At 72.2% G+C, this 25,648-nt stretch carries 29 protein-coding genes, 1 other RNA gene and 1 pseudogene; 24 read left to right on the forward strand and 7 right to left on the reverse strand.

Features of this window, described 5'->3' with window-relative positions; translation table 11 throughout:
- From CR162_RS04150 to CR162_RS04160, 3 genes are all read right to left on the reverse strand, one after another.
- Positions 1-2,256 (reverse strand): two-component system response regulator, encoded by a 2,256-nt coding sequence (locus tag CR162_RS04150; protein WP_099094255.1) that lies wholly within the window; start codon positions 2,254-2,256, stop codon positions 1-3.
- Between the two features lie 192 nt (positions 2,257-2,448).
- Complete coding sequence (locus tag CR162_RS04155; RefSeq protein ID WP_176559708.1) at positions 2,449-3,681, reverse strand: MFS transporter; 1,233 nt, start codon at positions 3,679-3,681, stop codon at positions 2,449-2,451.
- 7 nt (positions 3,682-3,688) lie between these two features.
- The gene (locus tag CR162_RS04160) at positions 3,689-4,432 is read right to left on the reverse strand and encodes an SDR family NAD(P)-dependent oxidoreductase (RefSeq protein WP_099094257.1); all 744 of its coding nucleotides are present in this window, start codon (positions 4,430-4,432) and stop codon (positions 3,689-3,691) included.
- 107 nt (positions 4,433-4,539) lie between these two features.
- Between CR162_RS04160 and CR162_RS04165 the strand changes: the two genes are divergently transcribed.
- The 11 genes from CR162_RS04165 to CR162_RS04215 all read left to right on the forward strand — a co-directional run bounded on the left by CR162_RS04165 (position 4,540) and on the right by CR162_RS04215 (position 15,039).
- Complete coding sequence (locus CR162_RS04165; RefSeq protein WP_099094258.1) at positions 4,540-5,325, forward strand: IclR family transcriptional regulator; 786 nt, start codon at positions 4,540-4,542, stop codon at positions 5,323-5,325.
- Positions 5,322-6,065 (forward strand): SDR family NAD(P)-dependent oxidoreductase, encoded by a 744-nt coding sequence (locus CR162_RS04170; protein ID WP_367604088.1) that lies wholly within the window; start codon positions 5,322-5,324, stop codon positions 6,063-6,065. Before CR162_RS04165 ends, CR162_RS04170 begins: the two co-directional genes overlap by 4 nt.
- Before the next feature lie 69 nt (positions 6,066-6,134).
- On the forward strand, positions 6,135-7,694 hold the full coding sequence (locus tag CR162_RS04175; protein ID WP_099094259.1) for an ABC transporter substrate-binding protein: 1,560 nt from the start codon (positions 6,135-6,137) through the stop codon (positions 7,692-7,694).
- 60 nt (positions 7,695-7,754) lie between these two features.
- A complete protein-coding gene (locus CR162_RS04180) occupies positions 7,755-8,759 on the forward strand; it encodes an ABC transporter permease (RefSeq protein ID WP_099094260.1) in 1,005 nt (334 codons plus the stop codon).
- Positions 8,756-9,640, forward strand: coding sequence for an ABC transporter permease (locus CR162_RS04185; RefSeq protein WP_099094261.1), 885 nt, complete (start codon positions 8,756-8,758; stop codon positions 9,638-9,640). Before CR162_RS04180 ends, CR162_RS04185 begins: the two co-directional genes overlap by 4 nt.
- On the forward strand, positions 9,637-10,674 hold the full coding sequence (locus CR162_RS04190) for an ABC transporter ATP-binding protein (protein ID WP_099094262.1): 1,038 nt from the start codon (positions 9,637-9,639) through the stop codon (positions 10,672-10,674). The genes CR162_RS04185 and CR162_RS04190 overlap by 4 nt, the downstream gene beginning before the upstream one ends.
- On the forward strand, positions 10,671-11,654 hold the full coding sequence (locus CR162_RS04195; RefSeq protein WP_099094263.1) for an ABC transporter ATP-binding protein: 984 nt from the start codon (positions 10,671-10,673) through the stop codon (positions 11,652-11,654). The genes CR162_RS04190 and CR162_RS04195 overlap by 4 nt, the downstream gene beginning before the upstream one ends.
- Before the next feature lie 97 nt (positions 11,655-11,751).
- Positions 11,752-12,477: a glutathione binding-like protein gene (locus CR162_RS04200; RefSeq protein ID WP_099094264.1), complete on the forward strand. Its 726-nt coding sequence runs from the start codon at positions 11,752-11,754 to the stop codon at positions 12,475-12,477.
- A gap of 6 nt (positions 12,478-12,483) precedes the next feature.
- Positions 12,484-13,173, forward strand: a complete 690-nt coding sequence (locus tag CR162_RS04205) for a glutathione S-transferase family protein (RefSeq protein WP_099094265.1) — start codon at positions 12,484-12,486, stop codon at positions 13,171-13,173.
- A 113-nt stretch (positions 13,174-13,286) separates the two neighbouring features.
- Entirely contained in the window at positions 13,287-14,453 is a 1,167-nt protein-coding gene (locus tag CR162_RS04210) for an ABC transporter substrate-binding protein (RefSeq protein ID WP_099094266.1), read from the forward strand.
- 82 nt (positions 14,454-14,535) lie between these two features.
- Positions 14,536-15,039, forward strand: coding sequence for a cupin domain-containing protein (locus tag CR162_RS04215; RefSeq protein WP_218014830.1), 504 nt, complete (start codon positions 14,536-14,538; stop codon positions 15,037-15,039).
- A gap of 27 nt (positions 15,040-15,066) precedes the next feature.
- Here the strand turns inward: CR162_RS04215 and thiE are convergent, their stop codons facing one another.
- The 3 genes from thiE to CR162_RS04230 form a co-directional block, all read right to left on the reverse strand.
- Positions 15,067-15,732, reverse strand: a complete 666-nt coding sequence (thiE, locus tag CR162_RS04220) for a thiamine phosphate synthase (RefSeq protein ID WP_099094268.1) — start codon at positions 15,730-15,732, stop codon at positions 15,067-15,069.
- Between the two features lies 1 nt (position 15,733).
- Positions 15,734-16,654 (reverse strand): class I fructose-bisphosphate aldolase, encoded by a 921-nt coding sequence (locus CR162_RS04225; RefSeq protein WP_099094269.1) that lies wholly within the window; start codon positions 16,652-16,654, stop codon positions 15,734-15,736.
- Positions 16,655-16,776: 122 nt separating this feature from the next.
- The gene (locus CR162_RS04230) at positions 16,777-17,253 is read right to left on the reverse strand and encodes a hypothetical protein (protein ID WP_099094270.1); all 477 of its coding nucleotides are present in this window, start codon (positions 17,251-17,253) and stop codon (positions 16,777-16,779) included.
- Between the two features lie 121 nt (positions 17,254-17,374).
- Here CR162_RS04230 and CR162_RS04235 point away from each other — a divergent pair, with 121 nt between their 5' ends.
- The 5 genes from CR162_RS04235 (at position 17,375) to CR162_RS04255 (ending at position 19,588) form a co-directional block, all read left to right on the forward strand.
- Positions 17,375-17,674, forward strand: coding sequence for a hypothetical protein (locus CR162_RS04235; protein ID WP_141563066.1), 300 nt, complete (start codon positions 17,375-17,377; stop codon positions 17,672-17,674).
- Positions 17,675-17,676: 2 nt separating this feature from the next.
- Positions 17,677-18,006 (forward strand): cell division protein ZapA, encoded by a 330-nt coding sequence (locus tag CR162_RS04240; RefSeq protein WP_099094272.1) that lies wholly within the window; start codon positions 17,677-17,679, stop codon positions 18,004-18,006.
- Between the two features lie 9 nt (positions 18,007-18,015).
- Positions 18,016-18,170: non-coding RNA, 6S RNA (gene ssrS / locus CR162_RS04245), on the forward strand.
- Entirely contained in the window at positions 18,157-18,759 is a 603-nt protein-coding gene (locus CR162_RS04250) for a 5-formyltetrahydrofolate cyclo-ligase (protein WP_099094273.1), read from the forward strand. Before ssrS ends, CR162_RS04250 begins: the two co-directional genes overlap by 14 nt.
- A 7-nt stretch (positions 18,760-18,766) precedes the next feature.
- Positions 18,767-19,588: a TIGR00282 family metallophosphoesterase gene (locus tag CR162_RS04255; protein WP_099094274.1), complete on the forward strand. Its 822-nt coding sequence runs from the start codon at positions 18,767-18,769 to the stop codon at positions 19,586-19,588.
- A 54-nt stretch (positions 19,589-19,642) separates the two neighbouring features.
- On the opposite strand, the gene CR162_RS04260 is transcribed toward CR162_RS04255, so the two are convergent.
- Entirely contained in the window at positions 19,643-20,260 is a 618-nt protein-coding gene (locus CR162_RS04260) for an MSMEG_1061 family FMN-dependent PPOX-type flavoprotein (protein ID WP_099094275.1), read from the reverse strand.
- 172 nt (positions 20,261-20,432) lie between these two features.
- Here CR162_RS04260 and CR162_RS04265 point away from each other — a divergent pair, with 172 nt between their 5' ends.
- The 8 genes and pseudogenes from CR162_RS04265 to CR162_RS22290 all read left to right on the forward strand — a co-directional run.
- Complete coding sequence (locus tag CR162_RS04265; protein WP_099094276.1) at positions 20,433-21,185, forward strand: YebC/PmpR family DNA-binding transcriptional regulator; 753 nt, start codon at positions 20,433-20,435, stop codon at positions 21,183-21,185.
- A 13-nt stretch (positions 21,186-21,198) separates the two neighbouring features.
- The gene (gene ruvC / locus CR162_RS04270; protein ID WP_099094311.1) at positions 21,199-21,699 is read left to right on the forward strand and encodes a crossover junction endodeoxyribonuclease RuvC; all 501 of its coding nucleotides are present in this window, start codon (positions 21,199-21,201) and stop codon (positions 21,697-21,699) included.
- Between the two features lie 13 nt (positions 21,700-21,712).
- Positions 21,713-22,330: a Holliday junction branch migration protein RuvA gene (gene ruvA / locus CR162_RS04275; protein WP_099094277.1), complete on the forward strand. Its 618-nt coding sequence runs from the start codon at positions 21,713-21,715 to the stop codon at positions 22,328-22,330.
- 117 nt (positions 22,331-22,447) lie between these two features.
- Positions 22,448-23,473 carry a Holliday junction branch migration DNA helicase RuvB gene (gene ruvB / locus CR162_RS04280; protein WP_099094278.1) on the forward strand — a complete coding sequence of 342 codons (1,026 nt, stop codon included), beginning with the start codon at positions 22,448-22,450 and terminating at the stop codon, positions 23,471-23,473.
- Positions 23,470-23,925, forward strand: coding sequence for a YbgC/FadM family acyl-CoA thioesterase (locus CR162_RS04285; protein ID WP_099094279.1), 456 nt, complete (start codon positions 23,470-23,472; stop codon positions 23,923-23,925). The genes ruvB and CR162_RS04285 overlap by 4 nt, the downstream gene beginning before the upstream one ends.
- 15 nt (positions 23,926-23,940) lie before the next feature.
- Entirely contained in the window at positions 23,941-24,648 is a 708-nt protein-coding gene (tolQ, locus tag CR162_RS04290) for a protein TolQ (protein ID WP_245870114.1), read from the forward strand.
- 4 nt (positions 24,649-24,652) lie between these two features.
- Complete coding sequence (tolR, locus tag CR162_RS04295; protein ID WP_099094280.1) at positions 24,653-25,171, forward strand: protein TolR; 519 nt, start codon at positions 24,653-24,655, stop codon at positions 25,169-25,171.
- A 23-nt stretch (positions 25,172-25,194) separates the two neighbouring features.
- A pseudogene (locus CR162_RS22290) lies at positions 25,195-25,648 on the forward strand (hypothetical protein); the annotation flags it as partial.

Below are 25,648 nucleotides of genomic sequence, written 5' to 3' on the forward strand. Positions count from 1 at the left end.
TCAGGGTCCGCGCAGCAGCTGTGGATGGGCCATGGCCTCGCGCTCCGGGGCGGCGCCGGTCACGAGGTCGCCGATCCGGGGCGGCCCGGCATCCTGCGCGACGGTGGCGCGGGGGAGCGCCACGGGATGGCGCAGCATCTCGGCGAAGTGCTCGGGCGGCACGGCCTCGCTGTAGTAGAAGCCCTGCACCTCGTCGCAGCCCTCGGCCTTCAGCTGCAGCAGCTGCGCCTCGGTCTCCACCCCTTCCGCGATCACCTGGAGGCGCAGCATGTGGCTGAGCTCCACGATGGTGCGCACGATGGCCGCGTCGTTCGGCTCCGTGGTCATGCCGCGCACAAAGGACTGGTCGATCTTGAGGCGGTCGATCGGGAAGTTCTTGACGTAGTTCAGGGAGGAGTAGCCCGTCCCGAAATCGTCCACCGAGATCCGGATGCCGCGGGCGCGCAGCGCCTGCAGCACCGCCGCCGTTTCCGGCGCCTGCTCCATCAGGATGCCCTCGGTCAGCTCCAGGTCGAGCTGCGCCGGGTTCAGACCGCTCTCGGCCAGCGCCCGGAGCACGATCGCCGCCACGTCCTGCCGGCGGAACTGCACGGGCGAGAGGTTCACCCCCATGCGGATCGGCGGCAGGCCCGCCTCCCGCCAGCGCACGGCCTGGCGGCAGGCCTCGCCCAGCACCCATTCGTTGATCGGGCCGATCAGCCCCGTCTCCTCGGCCACCGGCAGGAAGCGGCCGGGGCCCATCAGGGTCTGGCCGGAGCGCTGCCAGCGCAGCAGCGCCTCCGCGCCGGTGATGCGGCCGGTGCGCAAATCCACCTGCGGCTGGTAGTGCAGCAGGAACTCGCCGCGCGCGAGCCCCTCGCGCAGCGCCGCCTCGATCTGCATCGCCTCGCGCGCCCGCGCGTCCATGGCGGCGGCGAAGAAGCGCCAGCCGTTCCGCCCCTCCGCCTTGGCGCGGTACATGGCGAGGTCGGCGTTGCGCAGCAGCTCTGCGGCGTCCGTGCCGTCGCGCGGGTAGAGGGTGATGCCGATGCTGGCGCCCACCGTCAGCGTCTGGCCGCCGCAATGGAAGGGCTGCGACAGGCTGGCCACCACCTTCTCGGCCAGGGCGGCGGCTTCCTCCGCCTGGCTGATGCCGGTCTGCACGATGGCGAACTCGTCGCCGCCGAGGCGGGCGATGATGTCGTTCTCCTGCGCCACCTGGCGCAGCCGCTCGGCCACGGCGCGCAGCAGCTCGTCCCCCAGGTGGTGGCCGAAGGCGTCGTTCACCGGCTTGAAGCGGTCGAGGTCGAGGAAGAGCAGGGCGAAGATGTGGTCGCCGCGCCGGCCGCGCGCCAGCTCGCGCCGCAGCCGGTTGCGCAGGAAGGCGCGGTTGGGCAGGCCGGTGAGGGTGTCGTGATGGGCCAGGTGGCCCAGGCGCTGCTCGGCCTGCTTGCGGTCGGTGATCTCGAGGGAGGTGGTCAGGACGGATTCGATCTCCCCCCGCACCCCGCGCAGCGGGGCCTTGGTGGTGATGAAGATGCGCGCCTGCCCGTCGGCGTCCACCGCCTCCTCCTCGCGGCCGGGCAGCGCCTCGCCCGACTCGAACACCAGCAGGTCGAGCGCGCGGGAGCGGCGGCCGCGCTCCGGCCCGAACAGGGCCTCCACCGCGTTGCCCACCAGGGCGTCGGGCGTGGAGCCGGAGAAGCGGGCCTGCCAGGCATTGACGAAGACGCAGCGCCCCTGGCGGTCAGCGGCGCTGATCATGGCCGGCACGGTGTCGATCACCTGCGCCAGGGCGCGGCGGCTGTGCCGGAGCAGCTCCTCCTGCGAGCGGGCGCTGTCCTCCAGCTCCTGCTCGAGCGTGGCGGCGCGGCGCTGGATGACCTGCTGCTGCCAGCGCATGCGCAGCAGGTTGCGCGCCCGCGTCATGAACTCGTAATGGTCCACCGGGCTGAGCAGGAAGTCCGTGGCGCCGGCCTCCAGCGCGCGCAGCCGGTAGGCGCGGTCATTGTAGGCGGTGATGACGATCACCGGCACGTCCGAGGCGCCGGAGGCGGGGCCAAGGGCACGAAGCTGGCGGGTGAACTCCGCCCCATCCATTTCCGGCATGCGGAAATCGGTGACCACCAGGTCGGCGCTGTTGTCGCGCAGCCAGGCCAGCGCCTCGCGCGGGTCCCCGAAAGCCTCGACCCGGACATCCTTGTCGAGCGACACGGCGAGTCTGGCGAAGATATCCCGGTTGGTCGTCCTGTCGTCCAGGATCAGGATCGTTGCCATATTTCTAATCTTAAGCCTGCGCCGTGCGGCGCCCACCGGCGGCGGGCGCGAGAGACCGCCAGGGTATACGATCTGCCGCCGTCTTGCACCAAAGATGAGGCCCACAATGTGGTGCGTTCGGTCAGCTCTGGTAAACCGGGGCGATTCCTGGAGCAGTCCCGGCATCCTGCGGTGGTGCCCGCCTCGGCTCCTTTACCGGTCCGGTTGGGAGGCGGCGGGGCCGGCGCGCGACAGCAGCAGCACCAGCCCGCCGGTGAAGGGCAGCGCCGCCACGGCCAGGAAGGCGGCGCCGTAGCCCGTGCCCAGCGCCAGGCAGGCCCCGACCAGCGCCGGGCCCAGCACATAGCCGATGAAGGTGACGAAGGTGGTGGCCGCCGTGGCCTCGCCCACCTGCGGCTCCGGCACCATGCCGCTCACCTCCGCCATGAACACGCCGTTCCAGCTGGCGATGGCGATGCCGCCCAGCGCGCTCAGCCCCACCACCGCCGCAGCCGGCCAGGCGGGGCCGATCGCCGCGAGCAGGGCGGTGACGGCGGCGGAGGCGAAGGCCAGCATCACCAGCACATGGCGCGCGGAACCCGCCCGGTCGGCCAGCCAGCCCACCAGGATGCGGCCGGCGACCCCCACCCCCTGCATGGCGGCGAAGGCCGAGCCCGCCTCGGCCAGGCTGAACCCGTGCCGGGCCGTCAGGTAGAGGACCAGGAAGGCGAAGACGCTGCCCTGCGCCACCGCGAAGGCGAGGCTGACATAGCTGACGCCGAGCAGCCCCCGCTGCGCGACGAGCAGGCGGAACGGCGCCGCCATCTGGGCCGGGCGCAGCGCGGCGCGCAGGGAGAAGCGCGCGGGGCCGGGGCGGTCGATGCGGCGGCGGAAGACCTCGGAGAGCAGCGTCGCGGCCAGGGCGGGCAGGGCGATGCCCAGGCAGGCCCAGCGCCAGTCCCCGCCCAGCAGCAGCAACGGCACGGCGAGGCCGGCCACCGCGCCGCCCAGCGGCACGCCCGACTGCTTGATGGAGAACACGAGAGAGCGGTGCCGCGCCGGCGCGTGGCGGCGCAGCAGGTCGCTTCCGGCGGGCGGCGAGGGGCCATAGCCCAGCCCGATCAGCAGCGAGGCCAGCAGCAGCGCCGCCCAGCTTCCGGCCACCGCCAGCAGCAGCCCCGCCACGCCCAGCACGGCGCCGAACTGGAGGGTGCGGACGGCGCCGAGCTGCGCCATCACCCCGTTGCCCAGCACCAGCCACGCCATGGTGCCGGCCGAGCCCACCGAGGCGAGCAGGCCGATGCTGCCTTCCGGCACGCCCGCCGCCTGCGTCAGCGCCGGCGCCAGCACGGGGAAGACCCGCGTCAGGCAGGCGCTCACCGTCTGCATCAGCAGCGCGACACCGAGCGCGGCGACCCAGGGGGGACGGGGTTCGGCTTCCGGCACCGGGCGGTCAGACGTTGTACTGGAAGCCGTCCACGACGAAGTCCTGCCCGGTGATGAAGCAGGGCTCCGAGGCGGCGAGGAAGGCCACGATGTTGGCGACATCCGCCGGCTTGCCGAGACGCTGCAGCGCGATGCCGCGCGCCAGCTCCGGCCCGCGCGCGCGGGTGATGCTGTTGCCCAGCTCCGTCTCGATCACGCCGGGGCAGATGGCGTTGACCAGGATCTCCGGCCCCAGCTCCTTGGCGAGCGCGCGCGTCATGCCGAGGATGCCGGCCTTGGCGGCGGCGTAGGAGAAGCGGCTGACGGCCGCGGTGACGCCGCCCGAATGCGCGTTCAGCGACGACATGCTGATGATGCGCCCCGAGCCCTGCGCCTTCATCAGCGGCGCCACGTGGCGGATGTAGTTGAAGCAGCTCTTGAGGTTGACCGCGATGGTGCGGTCGAACTCCTCCTCGGTGATGTCGAGGATGCCAGTGGGGTTGCCGCGCCCGGCATTGTTCACCAGCACGTCGACGCGGCCATGCTGCCGCGTCACCGCCGCGACGATCTCGCCGGCGCGCGCGAAGTCCGACACATCCGCCTCGTGGATCGACACGCTGCGGCCGAGCGCCTCGATCTCGCCTTGCGTGCGCTGCATCTCCGGCACCAGCAGGTCCACCAGCGCGATGTCGAAGCCCTGCCGCGCCAGGGCGTGGGCGCAGGCGCGCCCGATGCCGCGCGCGCCACCCGTGACGATCGCAACCTTGCTCATGGAAGCATTCCCCTCGACGGCGCCGTGCTTGATGACGCCCGCTTCATTTGGCCTTGACACCGACACTCTCCGCCAACGAACGTCGTTCAGCAACGGGATTGACATTCATGTCCATGAATCTGGAAGTGAAGTCCGCGGGGCGTATCCTGGAGTTGCTGGAGTTCCTCGCCAGCGCCTCGGAGCCCGTCTCGCTCAAGGATGTCGCGCTGGAGCTCGGCTTTCCGCGCAGCAGCGCGCACGGCCTGTTGCAGACGCTGGTTGGCCGTGGCTACGCGCTGCGCGAGGAAGGGGACCGCTACGTGCTCAACCCCGCCTGCCGCAGCGGGCCAGGCTGGAGCGGCGGGCCGACGGCGCATCTCGTCGCGGTCGCGCGGCCGGTGATGGAGCGGCTGCGCGACGAGAGCGGCGAGACCGTCGTGCTCGGCGTGCGCATGCGGAACCAGGATGTGAAGCGCTGCGCCAAGGTCGTGAGCCTGCAGGCCGTGCGCTACGACACCACGCACGAGGCGCAGATGCCGGCCTACTGCACCGCCATGGGCCGCGTGCTGCTCGCCTTCGCCGAGCCCGGCGTCGTGGATTCCTATCTCGCGCGGCTGCGTCCCGAGAAGATGACGCCCAACACCGTGACCGACAGCGCCGCGCTGCGCGGCCTGATCGAGGCGGCGCGGCGCGACGGCTATGCCATCAGCGACGAGGAGATGGTGCTGGGCGGCACCGGCATCGCCGCGCCCGTGCGGACGCGCAGCGGGCGCGTCGAGGCGGCGATCAACCTCGGCGTCGTCACCCAGCGCTACGCCGCCAACCGCGAGCGGATGATCGGGCTGGTGGTGGCGGCCGCGCGGCAGCTCAGCTTCCGCATGGGCCACCTGGCCACGATGGAGAGCGCCGCATGAGGATCGGCTTCGAGGGGCGCTCGGTTCTGGTGACGGGTGCGGCGCGCGGCATCGGTGGCGGCATCGCGGCCGCCTTCGCGGAGCGCGGCGCGCGGGTCGTCGCAACGGACCTGCTGGAGGCGGAGCTTGCGGCGCTGGCCCGCCGCGTGGCGCCGGGCGAGGGCGGCAGCCTGACGACGCGCCGGCTCGACGTGACGGACGCCGCCGCCTTCGCCGCGCTGGTCGCCGCGACCGGCGCACCGGATGTGCTGGTGCATGTCGCCGGCGGCGTGCGCGGCCAGAGCCCGAAGCCCTTCGATGCGGTGACGGAGGCGGAGTGGGACGCGATCCAGGACGCCAATGTGAAGGGCGCCTTTCTCGCCGCCCGCGCCGTGGTGCCGGGGATGAAGGCGGCCGGATACGGGCGGATCGTCGTCATCTCCAGCCGCGCCGGGCTCGGCGTCAGCCGCACGGGCATCCAGTCCTACGGCACGGCCAAGGCCGCGCAGCTTGGCCTGGTGCGGCAGCTCGGGCACGAGCTGGGGCGCTTCGGCATCACGGTGAACGCCGTGGCGCCGGGCTTCCTGCGCACCAGCCCGGACTATGAGCGGCAATGGGAATCCTATGGCGCGGCGGGGCAGCGCGCCATGGTGGAGGGCATCGCCATGCGCCGCCTGGGCGAGCCGGAGACATTGCCCATGCCGTGCTGTTCCTCGCTTCCGACTACGCCTCCTGGATCACCGGACAGGTGCTGCCGGTGACGGGAAGTCCCATCGCCTGACGGCGGCATGCCGCCAAGACCGCAACCTTCGGAAGGAAAGGTGCCTGCGATGATGCCGATCTCCCGGCGGCCCCTCCTCGGGCTTGCCGCCGCCGCCGCGGCCACCGCCGCCATGCCGCGCGAGGCGCAGGCGGCCAACCGCTTCGTCTACGCCAACAACAGCAACTTCGACACGCTCGACCCGCATGTCGTGTTCGACACCGCGCGCGTGGCGGTGCGGCTGAACTTCTATGACGGGCTGTACCGCTGGGTGGACAACCCGCCCAAGCTGATCCCCTGGCTCGCCGAAAGCCACGAGGTGAGCGCGGACGGGCTGGAATGGGTGTTCAAGCTGCGCCGCGACGTGAAGTTCCACGACGGCAGCCTGATGACCGCCGATGACGTGGTCTACAGCATCGAGCGCATCCTGGCGCTGAACCTCGGCGCCGCGCCGCTGTTCCGCCCGCTGCTGGAGCCGGGCGCCACCACGGCGGCCGACCCGCACACGGTGCGCTTCCGGCTGAAGGAGCCTTCCGCCATCTTCGGCTCGCTGGTGCCCGACATCACGGTGGTGAATGCGAAGCTGGTGAAGCGCAACGAGCGCGACGGCGACTGGGGCCGCGCCTGGCTGGCGCGCAACGTCGCGGGCACGGGCAGCTTCCGCCTGCGGCGCTACGACCCGGCAGTGGGCTTCATCGCCCAGCGCTTCCCCGACCACTTCGCCGGCTGGGGGCCGAAATACCTCGACGAGATCGAGTTCCGCACGGTACTGGAGACGAACACGCGGGTGCTGGGCATGATCCGTGGCGACTACCATGGCACGGACGGCTACATGACGCCGGACCAGATCGACCGCTTCCGCGCCTCGGACACGGTGCAGATCCTGGAACAGGAATCGATGCGGGTGTTCCACTTCTGCATCCACAATGACCGCGCGCCGATGAACGACATCCATTTCCGCAAGGCGCTGGTGCATGCCTTCGACTATGACGGCTTCATCAACGACGTGCTGAAGGGTTCGGTGGTGCGCAACCCCACCATCATCCCGAACAACATGTGGGGCGCGCCGCCCGGGATCGAGGGCTACAAGTTCGACCTCGAGCTGGCGAAGGCGGAGCTGGCGAAGGTAAAGGCGCCGCTGCGGCCCATCACCATCGGCACACTGGCGGGCTTCAGCGAGACGGAACAGGCGGCGTCCGTGTTCCAGGCCAACCTGCGCAAGATCGGCATCGAGGCGCGCATCGAATCCGCGCCCTGGCCCACCGTCTCCTCCCGCATGCGCAACAAGGACCAGCAATACGACATGGTGCCCTACTGGAAGAGCACCTACTACGCCGACCCCAACAACTGGCTGGGCGAGCTGTACGGCTCCCGCTACCTCGGCGGCGGCAACGTCTCCTACTACAGCAACCCGGAGGTGGATAAGCGCATCGAGCGCGCGCTGGTCTCCACCGACCAGGAGGAGCGCCAGCGGCTGAACGAGGAGGCGGCGCGGCTGGTGTTCGACGATGCGGCCGGCGTCTGGATCTACAACACGAAATGGTTCGGGCCGTATTCGAAGCGCATCGCCGGCATCCGCTTCTGCCCTGTCGGCAGCGGGCAGGACATGCGCTGGGCCCATTTCGCCTGAGCCTTCTTCCTTGATCCTCCCCCGGCGCCCTTCCGCGCCGGGGGCCCGCCGGGGCGCCGCATGAAAAGGCTGGAACTCATCCTGTCACGGCTGCTGTGGCTGGTACCGACGCTCATCGGTCTGGGCGTCATCACCTTCCTCATCAGCCATGTCATTCCCACCGATCCGGTCGCCATCCTGGCGGGCGAGAACGCCACGGCCGAGCAGATCGCCGCCCTGCGCCGCGAGCTGGGCTTCGACCGGCCGCTCCCCGTGCAGCTCCTGGCCTATTTCCAGGACCTGCTGCGGGGCGACATGGGCGTCAGCCTGTTCAGCCAGCAGCCCATCGCCGAGGAACTGGCCACGCGGCTGCCGGCGACGCTGGAGCTGACCTTCGCCGCCGTGCTGCTGGCCTCCGCCATCGGCATCCCGCTCGGCGTCGTCTCGGCGTTGCGGCGCAACAGCGCGATCGACCACGCGCTGCGCGTCGTCACCGTCTCGGGCCTGGCCATCCCGAGCTTCTGGCTGGCCATCCAGCTGCAATACCTCTTCGCCATGAAGGTCGGCATCGCGCCGCTGAACGGGCGGATCGACGGCTTCGGCCCGGAGCCGCTCACCGGCATGATGATCCTCGATTCCCTGTTGCAGGCGGACTGGGAGTCGCTTGGCGGGGCGCTGCGCCACATCGCGCTGCCGGCCATCACCCTGGCGCTGCCGGCGGCGGCCACCATCGCCCGTTTCACCCGCGCCGGCGTGCTGGAGGTGGTGACCAGCAACTATGTCCTCTACGAGTGCGCCATGGGCCTGCCGGGCGCGCTGGTGACGTGGAAATACGTGCTGCGCAACGCGCTGATCTCCACCGTCACCCAGATCGGCCTGATCTTCGGTGTGCTGCTTTCCGGCGCCGTGGTGGTGGAGGCGGTGTTCGATTGGCCGGGCCTCGGCGCCTTCGCCGTCATCTCCATCATCCAGTCCGACCACCGCGCGGTAATGGGCTTCACCCTCTGGGCCGGCGCCATCTTCGTCATCGTCAACCTGATCGTCGATGTGCTGCACACGCTGATCGACCCACGGAGCACGCGATGAGCACGTCCAACAGCGGCTTCCTCGCCGGCGCCGCCGATATCGGGCGCCGGCTGCTGCGCGACCGCGCGGCGCTGCTCGGCTTCGCGCTGATCCTGCTGCTGGTGCTGGCGGCGCTGTTCGCACCCTGGCTCGCCACCCACCCGACCGACGTCTATGAGATCCACACCGCCCGCCGCCTGACGCCTCCCGGCGCCGAGCACTGGCTGGGCACCGACCGCATGGGCGCCGACATCTACAGCCGCCTGCTGTTCGGCGCCCGCATCACCATCCTGATCGCGGTGATCGCCGTCGGCACGGCGGTGCTGATCGGCGTGCCGATCGGGCTTGTCGCGGGCTACTACCGCAACTGGTTCAGCGACCTGCTGATGCGGCTTTCCGACATCTTCCTCGCCGTGCCGCAGATCGTGCTGGCCATCGCCATCGCGCAGACGCTGGGGCCGTCCATCGAGAACGTCATCCTGGCGCTGTCCGCCACCTACTGGCCGTTCTGGGCGCGGCTCGTCTACGCCGAGACGCGCTCGGTCAAGAACGAGACCTTCGTCGAGGCCGCCATCGCGCTCGGTGCCTCGGCGCCGCGCGTCATGCTGCTGCACATCCTGCCCAACATCGCCTCCGCCATCATCGTACGCACCTCCATCGGCATGGGCGCCACCATCCTGACCGCGGCGGCACTGGGCTTCCTCGGCCTCGGCGCGCCGCCGCCGACGCCGGAATGGGGCCGCACCATCGCCGAATCCCGCGAATACCTGCCGGAGGCCTGGTGGTACGCGCTGGCGCCCGGCATCGCCATCTTCCTTGTGGTGATGGGCTTCAACCTGCTGGGCGACGGGCTGCGCGACATCCTCGACCCACGCATCCGCCGGGGAGGGCGCGAGCCATGAGCGAGCTTCTGCTGGATGTCGAGAACCTCACCCTCGGCTTCCGCACCGAGCGCGGCCTGGCGCGCATCCTGGACGGTGCCAGCCTGCGCATCGCGCCCGGGCAGGTGATGGGGCTGGTGGGCGAATCCGGCTGCGGCAAGACGACGCTGGCGCGCGCCATCCTGGGCGTGCTGCCGGCGGGCGGCGCGCGGATCGATGGCGGCAGCATCGCCTTCCGCGGCCGCGACCTGCTGCGCGAGGACCCGGCCATCGTCGCGCGCGACCTGCGCGGGCGCGCCATCACCTTCATCCCCCAGGACCCGTTCAGCAGCTTCAACCCGGTCTTCACCATCGGCGACCAGATGATGGACCTGATGAAGTGGAAGTCGCCGCGCCGGAAGGGGGAGGGGCGCTGGCCCGCCCTGCTGCAGCCCTATCCGCGCGCCCGCCGCCGCGCGGACATGGAGGCGGTGCTGGAGATGCTGGCCGCCGTGCAGCTTCCCAATCCGCGCGCCATCCTGCGGAAATACCCGCACGAGGTCTCGGGCGGGCAGCGGCAGCGGCTGATGATCGCCATGGCGCTGCTGCCGGAGCCGGACCTCGTCATCGCCGACGAGCCGACCACGGCGCTCGACGTCACCATCCAGGCGCAGATCCTGGGCGTCATCCGCCGCCTCGCCACCGAGCGCCGCGTGGCGGTGCTGCTGACGACCCACGACCTCGGCTCGGCCTGGGAGATCTGCGACGCGGTGACGGTGATGTATGCCGGGCAGGACGTCGAATCCGCGCCCATCGACGCCTTCTTCGCCGCCCCCGCCCATCCCTACACCACGCGCCTGCTGGAAAGCCTGCCGCGCGCGCCGGAGGAGGGGGGCGCCGCCGATGTCGGCGGCATCCCCGGCGAGGTGCCGAGCCCGCTCGCCCAGCCCGCCGGCTGCCGCTTCCACCCGCGCTGCGACCGCGCCACCGAGGCCTGCCGCGTGGTCCGGCCGGAGGAGACGCAGCTCGCCGCCGGCCACCGCCTGCGCTGCTACCATCCGAGGCTGCCCGCATGAGCGCGACCCCCATCCTTGAGCTGCGCAACCTCGTCCGGCACTTCCCCATCCGCGGCTTCCTCGGCCGCAGGGTAGGAGCGGTGAAGGCGGTGGACGACGTGTCCTTCACGCTGGAGAAGGGCGAGATCCTCGGCCTGGTGGGCGAGTCCGGCTGCGGCAAGTCCACCCTGGGCAAGACGGTGATGGGCATCCAGCAGCCCGATGCCGGCGAGATCCTGCTCGATGGCGAGCTGCTCGCCGGCCCAAGCCAGCGCCACCGCACGGAGCGCCGGAAGGACCTGCAATACGCCTACCAGGACCCCGGCGCCTCGCTCGACCCGCGCTGGAAGATCGGCCGCTCGCTGGAGGAGCCGCTGGTCATCCACACCAATCTGGACGCCGCCGCCCGCCGCGCCCGGGTGCGCGAGATCCTGCGCGCCGTGGGCCTGCCGGAAGGGCATCTGGAGCTGTATCCGCACGAGATCTCGGGCGGGCAGCAGCGGCGCGTGGGCCTGGCGCGCATCCTGACCCTGCACCCCAAGGTGGTGATCCTCGACGAGCCGACCTCGGGGCTCGACGTCTCGGTGCAGGCCACGGTGCTGAAGCTGTTCCGCGAGCTGCGCGACCGCTTCGACCTCACCTATGTCTTCGTCAGCCACGATCTCGCGGTGGTGCGGATGATGTGCACGCGGGTGGCGGTGATGTATCTCGGCCGCATCGTCGAGATCGGCCCCACCGCCTCGCTCTTCGCCGACCCGCAGCACCCCTACACCCAGTCCCTCCTGGCGGCGATCCCGCGCATCGGCGGCCCGCGCGTGACGGAGAATTTCAGCCTGGCGGGCGAGCCGCCCGATGCGGGGCGCCTGCCGGGCGGCTGCCGCTTCCGCACCCGCTGCCCGCGCGCCACCGCGCTCTGCGCCGCGCAGGAGCCGCCCCTGGCGCCGTATGGAAGCCAGCTGGCGGCCTGCCACTTCCCGGGCCGCGATGCACAGGCCGCCTAGCGCGGCGGCGGCGGGGCGGCTTGCCGGAGGGCAGGGGGCTTTGTAGCGTCCTGCCCCAGGGTGGCGGCGCCCCGCCGCCGCAAGGGAGCTGCCCGCGATGATCGACCTGCATTACTGGACGACGCCGAACGGCCACAAGATCACGATGTTCCTGGAGGAGGCGGGGCTGCCCTACCGCATCGTCCCGGTGAACATCGGCAAGGGCGAGCAGTTCCGTCCCGAATTCCTGGCCATCGCGCCGAACAACCGCATCCCCGCCATCCTCGACCATGAGCCCGCCGGCGGCGGCGCGCCCGTGCCGCTGTTCGAGAGCGGCGCCATCCTGCTCTACCTCGCCGACAAGACCGGCCGCTTCATCCCGCCCGCCGCCGATGTGCGCGGGCGCGCCGAGGTGCTGCAATGGCTGTTCTGGCAGATGGGCGGGCTGGGCCCGATGGCCGGACAGAACCACCACTTCTCCCAGTACGCGCCGGAGAAGATCCCCTACGCCATCGACCGCTACGTGAAGGAGACCAACCGCCTCTATGGCGTGCTGGACCGCCGGCTGGCCGACCGCGCGTTCGTCGCCGGTGCGGAATACTCGATCGCCGACATGGCGATCTATCCCTGGATCGTGCCGCATGAGCGGCAGGGCCAGAAGCTGGAGGACTTCCCCCATCTCGCCCGCTGGTTCGCCGCCGTGAAGGCGCGCCCCGGCACGGAGCGCGCCTATGCCCGGGCGCAGGAGATCAGCAGCCAGCCGACGGTGAACGAGGAAAGCCGCGCCATCCTGTTCGGCCAGACGGCGGCCAACACCGCCGCCAATCCCGCCCGCCCCGGCTGAGCCGCGATGGCGCGCGAACTCTACGAGCTGGCCGGGGCCGACCCGGCGCGCCGCTTCAGCCCCTATTGCTGGCGCAGCCGCATGGCGCTGGCCCACAAGGGCCTGGAGGCGGCGTGCATCCCCTGGCGCTTCACCGACAGCCAGGCCATCGCCTTCTCGGGGCAGGACAAGGTGCCGGTGCTGGTGGATGGCGACCGGGTCGTCTCGGATTCCTGGGCCATCGCCGAGTATCTGGAGGAGCGCTATCCGGAGGCGCCATCGCTGTTCCGGGGCGCGCGCCAGCCGGTGCGCTTCATCGCCGCCTGGGCCGACACGGTGCTGAACGCGCAGCTGGTGCGGATGATCGTCAGCGACATCCCGCAATGGCTGGGCGAGGGCCAGCAGGCCTATTTCCGCGCCAGCCGCGAGGCGCGCTTCGGCATGGGGCTGGAGCAGGTGACACAAGGGCGTGAGAGCCGCCTGCCGGAGTTCCGCACCGCCCTGCAACCCATGCGCGTCCTGTTGTGGGAGAACCCTTTCCTCGGTGGAGGATCGCCGGACTATGCCGACTATGCGGTGTTCGGCGGCTTCCAATGGGCGCGCTGCGTGTCCTCCCTGAGCCTTCTGGAGGCCACGGACCCTGTGCATGGCTGGCGGGAGCGGATGCTGGACCTGTTCGGCGGCCTGGCGCGCGACGTCCCGCATTGCGGGAGATGAAGTCCGGCGGGGCTGGGTAAACCGGCCCCGCGACCCCATCTACGCCGCCCCATGCTTAGGCGGAACAGAAAAGGCCGGGTCCCGCAGCCTGCCCCCTCGCGGGAGACGGGGGCGTGATCGCGCGGCGCCGGCTGCTTTCCCGCCTGCCGGGCGGGCTGCTCGCGGGCCTGGCCGCGGCCTCGCCGCCACGGGCCGCGCGCGCCGAGGCGCCTCTGAGCGGAGCCGCAGCCCTGTTGTGGGAGGCGCTCCGCCAGCGCGCCCGGGGCCGGACGCTGCGCTTCCACCTCACCATCCAGGACCCCGGGCTGGAGCGCTTCCTCGGCTGGTTCGCGGCCACGCTGTCCGGCCGGCACGGCCTGGAGCTGGAAGTGGTGCCGCTGCGTGACGAGGCGGAGGCGGCCGCGCGCGTCGCGGGCGGGGAAGGGGTGGACCTGGTGGCGCTGGACATGGCGACGCTCTCCACCCTGCGCCGGCGGAATCTGCTGCTGCCGGCGCGCTCCGCCCTGCCGCACGCCCCGCTGCCGCTCCCCGGCATGCCGGAGGCGGATTTCGGCACGCCCTGGCATGGCGGCGCCCTGGTGCTGGTGCATGACGCGGCGCGGGTGCCGGAGCCGCCCGCCAGCATGCTGGCGCTGCCCGACTGGGCGCGGGCGCGGCCCGGCCGGCTGGCTCACCCGCCACCCCGCCACGCCCTGGGCGCGGCCTTCCTGCTGCAGGCGCTGTATGAGCTGGTGCCGCATCCGCGCATCCTGGCGAGCCCGGCGACGGAACGGAACTTCACCCTGCTCACCGCGCCCTTCTGGGAATGGTACGCCTCGCTCCGCCCGCTGCTGTGGCGCCAGGGCCAGGACTTTCCCGAGGGTGCCACGGCGCTGCGGCGCCTGCTCCGGGAAGGCGAGATCGGCCTGATGCCGGCGCTGGACCCGGTTGCGCTGCCGCGGCTGGTGGGAGCGCGGGAATGGCCGGCGGCCAGCCGTGTCCATGCCCTGGGCCGGGGCAGCATGGCCTATGCGGCGCTGCTGGCCATTCCCCGCAACGCGGCGCAGCCCGAGGCCGCGATGCTGGCGGCCGATTTCCTGCTTTCCCCGGAAGCCCAGGCGATGCTGGCCGACCCCCGCCTGCTGGGCCGCCTCCCCCCGCCCTCGCCACGCCCGCGCCCCGAGGCGGTGCTCACCACGCCGCCCCCGCCCGACATGCCGCGGCTGCCCGAGCCGCATCCGAGCTGGGCGCTGCGCCTGCGGGAGGAATGGGAGCGGCGTATGGGCCTGTTCGCGCAATAGCCAAGACCCGGCTCCGCAACTCCGGCACCCCCGCCCCCGTTTCCAGCGGCGAGGATGACCGGAGGCCGGAGGTGAGCGGGAGATGAAAGATAACCGGGAGATGAAGGCGGAGACCCTGTGGCTGCCCAACCAGGAGGCGGTTCCGAACAATCCGCGCCTGCCTGTCCAGGTGCATCGCGGCGCCTTTCCGCCGGGCAAGGTGGAGCGCGCCGAGGCGCTGCTCGCCGGCCATGGCTGGCTGCCCGCCTGGCGCGACGGCATCCATCCCTATGTGCATTTCCACACCACGGCGCATGAGGCGCTGGCCGTGGTGAAGGGCACGGTGCTGGTGCGGCTTGGCGATGAAAGCGGGCCGGAACTGCCCGTGGCCGCGGGCGACGTGCTGGTGCTGCCCGCCGGCACCGGCCACCAGCGCCTGGAGGAGACCGAGGACCTGCTGGTGGTGGGCGCCTATCCGGAGGGGCAGGAGCCGGACCAACGGCTGGCTTCCGCCGCCCAGGCGGCGGAGGCACGTGCCCGCATCGCTCGCCTGCCGGACCCGCCCTGCTGCCCCGTCACCGGCACGCCCTATCCGCGCCGCCCCTGATCCGCCTCTCCCGCCGCGCCCGTCCCCTCAGGCGGCGGCGATCGCGTCGTTGAGCGCCCGCACCCCGGCGGCGGGCCCCTCCGGGTGGTTCCACACCGCGCCCACCACGGCCAGGAAATCCGCCCCCGCCCGCACCAGCGGCGCGCAGTTCTCCGCCGTGATGCCGCCGATCGCCACCGAGGGCAGCTCGAACATCTCGGCCCACCATTCGAGGATCTCAGGCTCCGCCCGGTGCTCGGCCACCTTGGTGGCGGTGGGGAAGAAGGCGCCGAAGGCCACGTAATCCGCCCCCACTTCGCCCGCCTCCATCGCCAGGTGGCGGCTGGCGTGGCAGGTGATGCCCAGCATCCGCTCCGGCCCCAGCAGCTTGCGCGCCTTCGCGTGGTCGCCATCCGTCTGGCCGAGATGGGCGCCGTCGCAGCCATGCTGCACGGCGAGGTCGGCGCGGTCGTTCAGCAGGAAGGCGACGTCGCGCGATTGCGCCACGGGGCGCAGCACGTCGATGGCGCGCTTCAGGGCGCTCTCCTCCACATCCTTGAGGCGGAGCTGCACGGCGGCCACGTCGCCCGCGTCGAGCGCGCGGGCGAGCTGCTCGGCGAAGGCCGCCGGCTCCAGCGCGGGAGGGGTGACGAGGTAGAGGCGGCAGCGGGGCTCCCCGCCGCCGCCCGTCTCCGCCGGGGCGGATGCCGCCATGTCAGGCGGCCGCCTTGTAGATGTCGATGATGTCGGACAGCAGCTTCAGCGCCTCGGCCTTGGGGCGCTGGAAGGTGTTGCGGCCGATGATCGAGCCGTTGCCGCCGCCCGCGTGGATGCCGCGCGCCATCTCGACGATGGATTCGGCCGTGCCCGCCTCGCCGCCGGAGAACACCACGATGCGCCGGCCGCCGAAGCAGGCATCGGTCACGTGCCTGATCCGCGCCGCGAGGGTGGAGGTGTCCACCGGGTTCTTCTCGTAGGTCTTCCTGGCGGCGTCGAGCGAGATGGCCTCGGTCGGCGGCTTCACCTTGATGATGTGCGCGCCGAGCAGCGCCGCCATGTGCGCGGCATAGGCGCAGATGTCGAGCGCCGTCTCGGCGGTCTTGTCGAGGTTCGGGCCGCGCGGGTAGCTCCACACCACCACGGCGAGGCCGGCCGCCTTGGCCTCCTCCGCCAGCTCGCGCAGCTCCTCCATCATCTCGAACTGGTATTCGGAGCCGGGATAGATGGTGAAGCCGATGGCCGAGCAGCCAAGGCGCAGCGCGTCCGCCACCGTGCCGGTCACCGCCTGGTCCTTGGTGGTGGACAGGCTGTTGGAGGAGTTGACCTTGAGGATGGTCGGGATGGCGCCCGCATAGGTGGCGGCGCCCGCCTCGATCATGCCGAGCGGCGCGGCATAGGCGGAAAGCCCGGCCTCGATCGCCAGCTCGAAGTGGTAGCGCGGGTCATAGGCCGCCGGGTTGGGCGCGAAGGAGCGGGCCGGGCCGTGCTCGAAGCCCTGATCCACCGGCAGGATCACCAGCCGGCCGGTGCCGCCGAGCCGCCCTTCCATCAGGATGCGGGCCAGGTTGGCCTTGGTGCCGGGATTGTCGCTCTCGTACCAGGAGAGGATCTCCTTCACGCGGGGCGTGAGCTGCATGACCGTGCTTCCTTCCGTTCGGCGCCCTGCCGCCCGCGGATCGAGGGGCCTCGGAGCCTGTATCCGGAGCGGCGGGCCTTTCTTGCGGCGCCCCGGCATGGAGGCGGGCCGCCCCGCCGGCTTTACCCGAGGCTCTTCGGGCTGTCATCAGGGCCGTGGGCGACGTGTCCGGCAGCCTGCCGCGCCGGGTCATCCGCCAGCCAGCGCGCGATCTCCGCGAGCGCGCCATCCCGCCCGCGCGGGTTCCGCGCCGCGAGGTCGAGCGAGGGCGGCGCGGCGGGCAGCACACGGCCCGGTGCCAGGGCGGCGAGGGCGGGGAAGGCGGGGCATTCCGGCAACAGCACCACCGCCGCCACGCCGGCACGAAGGGCGGCCAGGGCGTGGCCGGGCGCCAGGGCGCAATCCAGCACCGGCCATGGTTCGAGGCCCGGCGGCGCCGCGCCGCCGGCCGCGATCTGCGCCAGGAACAGCGGCGCGCCGAGCCAGGTGGCGGCGCCGGGGGGCGAGAGCAGCGGCAGCGGGCCGCGCAGCCCGGCCTCCGCGGCGGCTCTCAGGGCCAGCGCCACGCCGGCGGCGTCGCGCACCACAATCCCGCGCATTCGTGATGCTTCCAGCCTCTCCATGCCCCTCCGATCCCCAGGATACCGCGTTCCGGCGGACTGCATCCGTTGACCCTGCCCATGAGGCCCGCGTAAAGCCTGAAATCATGAGAGGCACGGCTTGGGTGAAGGCGTCGGCATGAGCGATGCGGTGAACGCGGCGGCGACACGGTTGGAGCAGGCGGTCGAGAGGCTGGCGGCGGCCCTGGCCCGCCCGCCGCAGGCCGCCGGCGTGACGCCGGACGAGGTGGCGTCGCTTTCCGCGCGGCTGGACGAGACGCTGGCGCGGCTGCGCGCCGCCCTGGCCGATGTGGAGGGAGAGGCCGCCAGCCTGCCCGAGGACGAGGCGGAGCCGGATGAGGCGGCGGAACCGAAGGCCGCCCCCGCCGCGCCCGTGGACGACAGCAGCAAGGGGAGCTGAGATTGGCCCAGGTCACGGTTCGTGTCGGTGGCTATACCCATCCGGTTTCCTGCGAGGATGGGCAGGAAGGGCATCTGATCGCGCTGGCGGCGGATGTGGACCGCCGCGTCTCCTCCATCCGCGCCATGGGCGGGCAGTTCGGCGAAAGCCGCCTGCTGCTGCTGACGGCGCTGCTGCTGGCGGATGAGCTTCACGACCTGCGCGTGGAGATGTCGCGCGTGAAGGCGGCCAGCCTGCAATCCGCCCCCGCCTCCGACCCGCTGCTGGCCGAGAGGCTCGGCCGGCTCGCCGAGCGGATCGAGGGCATTGCGGCATCGCTCGACCGACCCTAAATGGGTCCGGCGGAGCTGCCCGGTGCGTCAGGTACATTATCCCTGGGGCCAATAAGCATCCTCCGGGAGCTGGCTCTGGCCGGATCTTGGTCCGGCTATCCGGTGCCCACCTGTTTACACAGGCCTTAGGAGGATAACACGCCAACGGCCATGGCGGCTCCGCACTCCCTTTCTCCCCCCTTCCAGGCCGATCCGCCGGAACTCGCCGCCGCCAAGGCGGCGATGCGCCAGGCGGCGCTGGCCGCTCGCGCGGCCCTCGACCCCGCGGGCGCTGCCGAGGCGCTGGCCGACGTGGTGCTGCGCGAAAGCCCGCCCGCTCCCGGTGCCTGCATCGGCGGCTTCTGGCCCATGGGGGACGAGATCGACATCCGCCCCCTGCTGCGCGCCCTGGCCGAAGCCGGGCACCGCCTCGCCCTGCCGGTGACGCCCCGGCGCGGCCTGCCGCTGGTCTTCCGCCCCTGGCGCTGGGGGGAGCCGCTGCTGCCCGGCCGCTTCGGCACCTCGGTGCCCGGCGGCGAGGAGGCGGTGGCGCCCGATCTGCTGCTGGTGCCGCTGCTCGCCTTCGACCGGCGCGGCGCGCGGCTCGGCTATGGCGGCGGCTATTACGACCGCACCCTGGCGCTGCTGCCCTCCGCTCACCCGATCGGCGTCGCCTACGCGGCGCAGGAGGTGGGGGCGGTGCCCACCGGGCCGCACGACCAGCCCTTGCCCGGCATCGCGACCGAGGCGGGCTTCATCCGCACCGAAAGGTAGACAGACTTTGCGCATCCTGTTCCTGGGCGACGTGGTGGGCCGTTCCGGCCGCGACGCCCTCACCGCCGAGCTGCCCGGCCTGCGCGCCCGGCTGAGGGCCGATCTGGTCGTGGTGAACGCCGAGAACGCCAGCCACGGCTTCGGCGTCTCGCCCGACATGGTGCGCGCCTTCCTGGCGGCGGGGGCGGATGTGCTGACGCTCGGCAACCATTCCTGGGACCGCAAGGAGATCATCGGCTTCATCGATGGCGAGCCGCGGCTGATCCGGCCCATCAACTACCCGCCCGGCACGCCCGGGCGGGGCGCCACGGTGGTGGAGGTGCCGGGTGGCCGCAAGGCGCTGGTGATCAACGCCATGGGCCGGCTCTTCATGGAGCCGCTCGACGACCCGTTCCGCGCCGTGCAGGCCGAGCTGGCGAAGCACAGCCTGGGCGCCGGCGGCTCCGTCCAGGCCATTCTCCTCGACATCCACGCCGAGGCGACCAGCGAGAAGATGTCGATGGCGCACAGCTTCGACGGAAGGGTGAGCCTGGTGGTGGGCACCCACACCCATGTGCCGAGCGCCGACCACCGCATCCTGGAGAACGGCACCGCCTACATGACCGATGCCGGCATGTGCGGCGACTATGACAGCGTGATCGGCATGCAGAAGGGCGCCGCCGCGCTGCGCTTCTGGAAGAAGGTGCCGGGCGAGAAGCTGGCCCCGGCCGAGGGGCCCGCCAGCCTTTCCGGCGTGTTCGTCGAGACGGACGACGCCACCGGGCTCGCCCGGCGCGTGGAGCCGGTGCGGATGGGCGGGCTGCTCGCGCCCGCCATGCCCGAGGCCTGAGCGGGGCCCTGCCGGCCCGGCCGCGCCCCTTCGCGGAAGGGGCGGGCCGCCGCCTCAGTAGAGAACCTTGCTGACGAGCGGCGCCGATTCGGCGTCGTATTTCTCGGCATCGACCAGGCCGCCGGTATGGGCGGCCAGCAGCTCGCCCATGCTCGGCGCGGCGCTGGGCCGGTCCCGCCCGCCCCACAGCCTGGCGCGCAGGATGGCGCGCTGGCATTGCATGAACACCTCCCGCACCTCCACCAGCAGCACGGTGGCCGGCAGCTGGCCCTGCATGGCGTAGCGCTCGCGCAGCGCCGGGTCGGCGGTGATGCGGCCCAGCCCGCCGACGCGCAGCGTCTCCCCCGCGCCCGGAACCAGGAAGAGCAGCGCCACCGCCGGGTTGTCGATGATGTCGCGCAGCGCGTCGATGCGGTTGTTGCCGCGGCGGTCGGGCAGGGCGAGGGTCCTGTCGTCCAGCACGTCGATGAAGCCGGGGGCGTCGCCGCGCGGGGTGCAGTGGGGCCCGCGCGCGCCGAAGGTGGCCAGCAGGCAGAAGGGGCTGGCGGCGATGAAGCCGGCGGTGCGCGGGTCGATCCGGTCCGTCACCTTCTTCGTCACCAGCTCGCGCGGCGGGGCGTAGTGTGCCTGCAACGCCTCATGGGTGGCGATGGCGTGGGGGTCGTGGCTCATCGTCGGCTCCTGCCCTGGACCCGGCGGATGCTAGGGCGCGCCATTTCGCGGGGCAATGCGGGGCCGGGCTGCGCGGACAGGCAATGGGGGAGGCCCCCCTCGCATCCGGCGCGCGGCGGCGGTATAGACGCAAACCCCCGGAACATCATGAGAATAACCGGAGAAGCAGCGCGTGGCCGGCCATTCCCAGTTCAAGAACATCATGCACCGCAAGGGCGCGCAGGACGCCAAGCGCGCGCGCGTCTTCGCCAAGCTGATCCGCGAGATCACCGTCAGCGCCCGCCAGGGCCTGCCCGACCCGGCGTCCAACCCCCGGCTCCGCTCGGCGGTGCAGGCGGCACGGGTGGCCAACATGACCAAGGACACGATCGACCGCGCCATCAAGAAGGCCAGCGGCGCGGCGGGCGGCGAGGACTATGTGGAGGTGCGCTACGAGGGCTACGGCCCGGCGGGCGTCGCGGTGATCGTCGAGACGCTGACCGACAACCGCAACCGCACCGCCTCCGACATCCGCTCCGCCTTCTCCAAGTATGGCGGCGCGCTGGGCGAGACGGGCTCGGTCTCCTTCCAGTTCGACCGCAACGGCGTGGTGCGCTACCCGGCTGCGGTGGCGGACGCCGACACCATGCTGGAGGCCGCCATCGAGGCCGGCGCCGCCGATGTGGAGAGCGGCGAGGAGGGGCACGAGATCCGCACCGCCGTCGAGGATCTGTTCGCGGTGCGCGACGCGCTGGAGGAGAAGTTCGGCCCGGCCGAGAGCGCCAGGCTGGAATGGCGCCCCAATGTCTCGGTCGAGCTGGACGAGGAGAAGGCGCGCTCCGTGCTCAAGCTGATCGACGTGCTGGACGACCATGACGACGTGCAGGCGGTGACGGCCAATTTCGAGGTGCCCGAGGCCGTGCTGGCGAAGCTCTCGGCGGAATGAGGCGGTGAGCGGCGTGGTGCGCCTGCTGGGGCTCGACCCTGGCCTCCAGCACACGGGCTGGGGGGTGGTGGAGAGCAGCGGCAACCGGCTGCGCCACGTCGCCGACGGGGTGATCTCCACCACCACCGACCTGTCCCTGGCCGAGCGGCTCTGCCAGATCCACCGCGCGCTGAACGCGCTGCTGGACCTGTGGCGGCCGCAGGAGGCGGCGGTGGAGCACACCTATGTCAACAAGAACCCCGGCGCCGCGCTGAAGCTCGGCCAGGCGCGGGGCGTGGTGCTGCTGGCCCCCGCCCTGGCCGGGCTGCCGGTGGCCGAGTACCAGGCCATGGAGGTGAAGCGCGCCGTGGTCGGCACCGGCCATGCGGACAAGGAGCAGGTGGCCGAGATGGTGCGCCGCCTGCTGCCCGGCGCCACGCTCCGCCGCGCCGACGCGTCGGACGCGCTGGCGGTGGCCATCTGCCACGCGCATCACCGCTCGACCAACCTCGTGCTGGCGAGGGCCCGCGCATGATCGGGCAACTGGCATGATCGGCAAACTGACCGGCCGGCTGGATACGCCGCTGGAGGGCGGCTGCATCTTCGACGTGAACGGGGTGGGCTACCTCGTTTCCTGCTCGGCGCGCACGCTCTCGGCGCTGCCGCGCCCGCCCGCCACCGGCTCGCTGCTGATCGAGACGGTGGTGCGCGAGGACGCCATCCTGCTCTACGGCTTCGCCGACGCCGCCGAGCGCGACTGGTACCGGACGCTGACCAGCATCCAGGGCGTGGGTCCCAAGGTGGCGCTGGGGCTGCTCTCGGCCCTGTCGCCGGCCGACCTGGCCCGTGCCGTCATGGCGGGGGACAAGGGGGCGCTGACCCGCGCGCCGGGGGTGGGGGCCAAGCTCGCCATCCGCCTTGTCTCGGAGCTGCGCGACAAGGCGGGGGCGCTGCCGACGGGGGCGGGGTTCTCCGTCTCGATCCCCGCGCCCGAGCTGCCGCCCGCCGGCCGCGCACAGGCGGACGCCATCTCGGCCCTGGTCAATCTCGGCATCCGGCGGCCGGAGGCGGGCGCGGCCGTCGCCCGCGTGACCGAGCGCCTCGGCGAGGACGCCACGCTGGAGGCGCTGATCCGCGACGCGCTGAAGGAGCTGGCCCCCCGATGAGATGCCCTGGCCACCGCCACGCCACCGGGCCGTGGCGACCCCTTCACCACCCTGACCGGCAGCTTGCAGAAAGCCGCGGCGACCCCTTCACCACCCTGACCGGCAGCTTGCAGAAAAATGAGTGAGAGATTGTCGGACCCGCAGCGGAGCGAGGAGGATGCGGCCGAGGCCACGCTCCGCCCGCAGACGCTGGACGACTTCACCGGCCAGAAGGCCTCGCGCGAGAACCTGGCCATCTTCATCCAGGCCGCCCGCACGCGGGGCGAGGCGCTGGACCATGTGCTGCTGCACGGGCCCCCGGGCCTCGGCAAGACCACGCTGGCGCAGATCGTGGCGCGCGAGATGGGGGTGGGGTTCCGCGCCACCTCCGGCCCCGTGCTGCAGCGGGCGGGGGACCTCGCCGCCATCCTGACCAACCTGCAGCCGCGCGACGTGCTGTTCGTGGACGAGATCCACCGCCTGCAGCCGGCGCTGGAGGAGACCCTCTATCCGGCGATGGAGGACTTCCAGCTCGACCTGATCATCGGCGAGGGGCCGGCGGCGCGCACCGTGCGGATCGACCTGCCGCCCTTCACCCTGGTCGGCGCCACCACGCGGGCGGGCCTGCTGGCGACCCCGCTGCGCGACCGCTTCGGCATTCCCCTGCGGCTCCAGTTCTACACGCCGGAGGAGCTGCTGCTGATCGTGCGGCGCGGCGCGCAGAAGCTGGGATTCGCGCTGGCGGAGGAAGGGGCGGAGGAGATCGCCAACCGCTCGCGCGGCACGCCGCGCATCGCCGGGCGCCTGCTGCGCCGGGTGCGGGACTTCGCGCTCGTTTCCGGCCAGGTGGCGGACCGCACCATGGCCGATGCCGCGCTGAACCGGCTGGAGGTCGATTCGCGCGGGCTGGACGCGATGGACCGCCGCTATCTCCGCCGCATCGCCGAGCACCATGGCGGTGGGCCGGTGGGCGTCGAGACCCTGGCCGCCGCCCTGGCCGAGGGGCGGGACACGCTGGAGGATGTGGTGGAGCCCTATCTGATCCAGGAAGGCTATGTGCTTCGCACCCCGCGCGGCCGGGTCCTCGGCGACCCGGGCTGGCGGCATCTGGGCCTGGCGCCACCGGCCGGCAGCCAGCCGGACCTGCTCGGAGGCGGGTTTTGAGCTGGCCGCACCGGCTGCCGGTGCGCGTTTATTTCGAGGATACGGACGCGGGCGGCATCGTCTATCACGCCACCTATCTGCGCTGGGCGGAGCGGGGGCGGACAGAATCCTTGCGTGCCATAAACTTGCCGCATCAACTTCTCATAGCACGTTACTCTTCGATGCTCGTGGTGCGGCGCGTCGAAGTGGAGTATGTGGCCCCCGCCCGCCTCGACGATTCCCTGATCGTGGAAACCCGCGTGCGCCGTTTCCGCGGCGCCTCGGTGGACCTCGCCCAGGACGTGATCGGCGAGGGGGGCGGGGTCAAGGCGCGGCTCCAGGTCGGTCTGGTGTGTGTGCGGGCGGGCGACATGCGCCCCCAGCTCATACCGGAACCCTGGCGCGGCGTGTTCCGGCAGGCCGCCCAGGCGGGCTGCCCGGCGAGCGGGCCGGCGGACGAGCCGGCCGGGTAGGAAAAGGAGATTGCCGTGGGTGACAGCGTGACAGCGTCCAACCTCGGCCAGATGGCGCACGATCTGTCCCTGTGGGGCCTGTTCCTGCAGGCGGACTGGGTGGTCAAGGCCGTGATGCTGGGCCTGCTGGTGGCCAGTGTCTGGGTGTGGGCGGTGGTGTTCGAGAAGGTGACGAGCCTGCGCCGGGTGAACCGCGCGGCGGACGCCTTCGAGGACCGCTTCTGGTCGGGCGGCAGCCTGGAGGCGCTGCACCAGGCCGAGGGCGAGCGCCCCACCCACCCGATCGCCGCCGTGTTCGGCGCCGCCATGCGGGAATGGGAGCGCAGCGTCGGCGGCGAGATCGCCACGGTGGGCATGCAGCAGCGCGCCGAGCGCGCCATGACGGTGGCGATCCAGCGCGAGATGGACCGGCTGGAGCGCTGGATGGTGTTCCTGGCCTCGGTGGGCTCCGTGGGGCCCTTCGTCGGCCTGTTCGGCACGGTGTGGGGCATCATGAACAGCTTCTCCGCCATCGCCGGCATGCAGAACACCAACCTGGCCGTGGTCGCCCCCGGCATCGCCGAGGCGCTGTTCGCCACCGCCATCGGCCTGGTCGCCGCCATCCCGGCGGTGCTGGCCTACAACAAGATCACCACGGATCTCGCGCGCTTCGCCGCGCGGCTGGAGGGCTTCGCCGCCGAGTTCGGCGCCATCCTCTCCCGCCAGGCCGAGGAGCGGGGCTGACGCCATGGCGATGTCCACCGGAGGCAATGGCCCAGGGGGTAATGGCCGGCGCGGCCGCTACCGCGCCATGGCCGAGATCAACGTGACGCCGCTGGTGGACGTCATGCTGGTGCTGCTGATCATCTTCATGGTCGCGGCGCCGCTGATGACGGTCGGCGTGCCGATCGACCTGCCCAAGACCAATGCCAGCGCCCTGAACCAGGAAACCGAGCCGCTGACCATCTCCGTCAACGCCGAGGGCCGCATCTTCCTGCAGGAGACGGAGGTGCCGCTGGAAGGGCTGGTGCCGCAGCTCCAGGCCATCATGCGCGAGCAGAAGCCGGGCGAGCAGCAGCGCCGCATCTTCGTGCGCGGCGACCGGGGCATCAACTACGGCCGGGTGATGGAGGTGATGGGCACCGTCTCCTCCGCCGGCTTCACCCGCGTGGCCCTGCTGGCCGAGCAGCCCAGTGGCCGCCCGGCGGCGGCGCAGCCCGTGGCACCGGCGCAGCCGGCCCAGCAACCGGCGCCGGCGCGGCGCTGAGCAGGACATACGGCAACATCGCCATGGCCCGTTCCGGCCTTCGTTTCTGGGCTGCGGTCTCGGCGGCGCTGCATGCGCTGCTGGGGCTGATGCTGCTCATCCGCCTGCCCGGCCGCGAGATTCCGCCGCCGCAGGAAGCCATCCCCGTCGAGCTGGTCACGCCGGACATGCCGCAGCTGGCGCAGGCGCCGAACCCGCTGCCCCTGCCGGCCCCGCCCGCGCCCGAGCCGACGCCGAACAACACCATGCCCAGCGCCGAGCAGGCGCCGACGCCGCCCACCCCGCCGCCGCCCCCTCCGCCGCCGCCGCCCGCGCCCAGCCCGGCGCCCGCGCCGCCCACCCCTGTGCCGCCCGCGCCCGTGCCGCCGGCGCCCACGCCCGCGCCGCAGCAGCAGGCCACGGCCCCGACGCCGCCCCTGCCCACGCCGCCGCCCACCCCCGCGCCCTCGCCACCGGCGCCGACGCCGCCTGCGCGCC

The sequence above is a fragment of the Teichococcus rhizosphaerae genome, from assembly GCF_002631185.1.
Classification (GTDB): Bacteria; Pseudomonadota; Alphaproteobacteria; order Acetobacterales; family Acetobacteraceae; genus Pseudoroseomonas; species Pseudoroseomonas rhizosphaerae.

Coding starts and splice junctions, on each gene's coding strand:
- CR162_RS04150 (WP_099094255.1), bottom strand. CDS start 2,256: ATGGCAACGATCCTGATCCTGGACGACAGGACGACCAACCGGGATATC.
- CR162_RS04200 (WP_099094264.1), top strand. CDS start 11,752: ATGATCGACCTGCATTACTGGACGACGCCGAACGGCCACAAGATCACG.
- CR162_RS04190 (WP_099094262.1), top strand. CDS start 9,637: ATGAGCGAGCTTCTGCTGGATGTCGAGAACCTCACCCTCGGCTTCCGC.
- CR162_RS04250 (WP_099094273.1), top strand. CDS start 18,157: ATGGCGGCTCCGCACTCCCTTTCTCCCCCCTTCCAGGCCGATCCGCCG.
- CR162_RS04225 (WP_099094269.1), bottom strand. CDS start 16,654: ATGCAGCTCACGCCCCGCGTGAAGGAGATCCTCTCCTGGTACGAGAGC.
- CR162_RS04180 (WP_099094260.1), top strand. CDS start 7,755: ATGAAAAGGCTGGAACTCATCCTGTCACGGCTGCTGTGGCTGGTACCG.
- tolR (WP_099094280.1), top strand. CDS start 24,653: ATGGCGATGTCCACCGGAGGCAATGGCCCAGGGGGTAATGGCCGGCGC.
- CR162_RS04215 (WP_218014830.1), top strand. CDS start 14,536: ATGAAAGATAACCGGGAGATGAAGGCGGAGACCCTGTGGCTGCCCAAC.
- thiE (WP_099094268.1), bottom strand. CDS start 15,732: ATGGCGGCATCCGCCCCGGCGGAGACGGGCGGCGGCGGGGAGCCCCGC.
- CR162_RS04160 (WP_099094257.1), bottom strand. CDS start 4,432: ATGAGCAAGGTTGCGATCGTCACGGGTGGCGCGCGCGGCATCGGGCGC.
- CR162_RS04260 (WP_099094275.1), bottom strand. CDS start 20,260: ATGAGCCACGACCCCCACGCCATCGCCACCCATGAGGCGTTGCAGGCA.
- CR162_RS04185 (WP_099094261.1), top strand. CDS start 8,756: ATGAGCACGTCCAACAGCGGCTTCCTCGCCGGCGCCGCCGATATCGGG.
- CR162_RS04195 (WP_099094263.1), top strand. CDS start 10,671: ATGAGCGCGACCCCCATCCTTGAGCTGCGCAACCTCGTCCGGCACTTC.
- ruvA (WP_099094277.1), top strand. CDS start 21,713: ATGATCGGCAAACTGACCGGCCGGCTGGATACGCCGCTGGAGGGCGGC.
- CR162_RS04170 (WP_367604088.1), top strand. CDS start 5,322: ATGAGGATCGGCTTCGAGGGGCGCTCGGTTCTGGTGACGGGTGCGGCG.
- CR162_RS04175 (WP_099094259.1), top strand. CDS start 6,135: ATGATGCCGATCTCCCGGCGGCCCCTCCTCGGGCTTGCCGCCGCCGCC.
- ruvB (WP_099094278.1), top strand. CDS start 22,448: ATGAGTGAGAGATTGTCGGACCCGCAGCGGAGCGAGGAGGATGCGGCC.
- CR162_RS04205 (WP_099094265.1), top strand. CDS start 12,484: ATGGCGCGCGAACTCTACGAGCTGGCCGGGGCCGACCCGGCGCGCCGC.
- CR162_RS04165 (WP_099094258.1), top strand. CDS start 4,540: ATGTCCATGAATCTGGAAGTGAAGTCCGCGGGGCGTATCCTGGAGTTG.
- CR162_RS04230 (WP_099094270.1), bottom strand. CDS start 17,253: ATGCGCGGGATTGTGGTGCGCGACGCCGCCGGCGTGGCGCTGGCCCTG.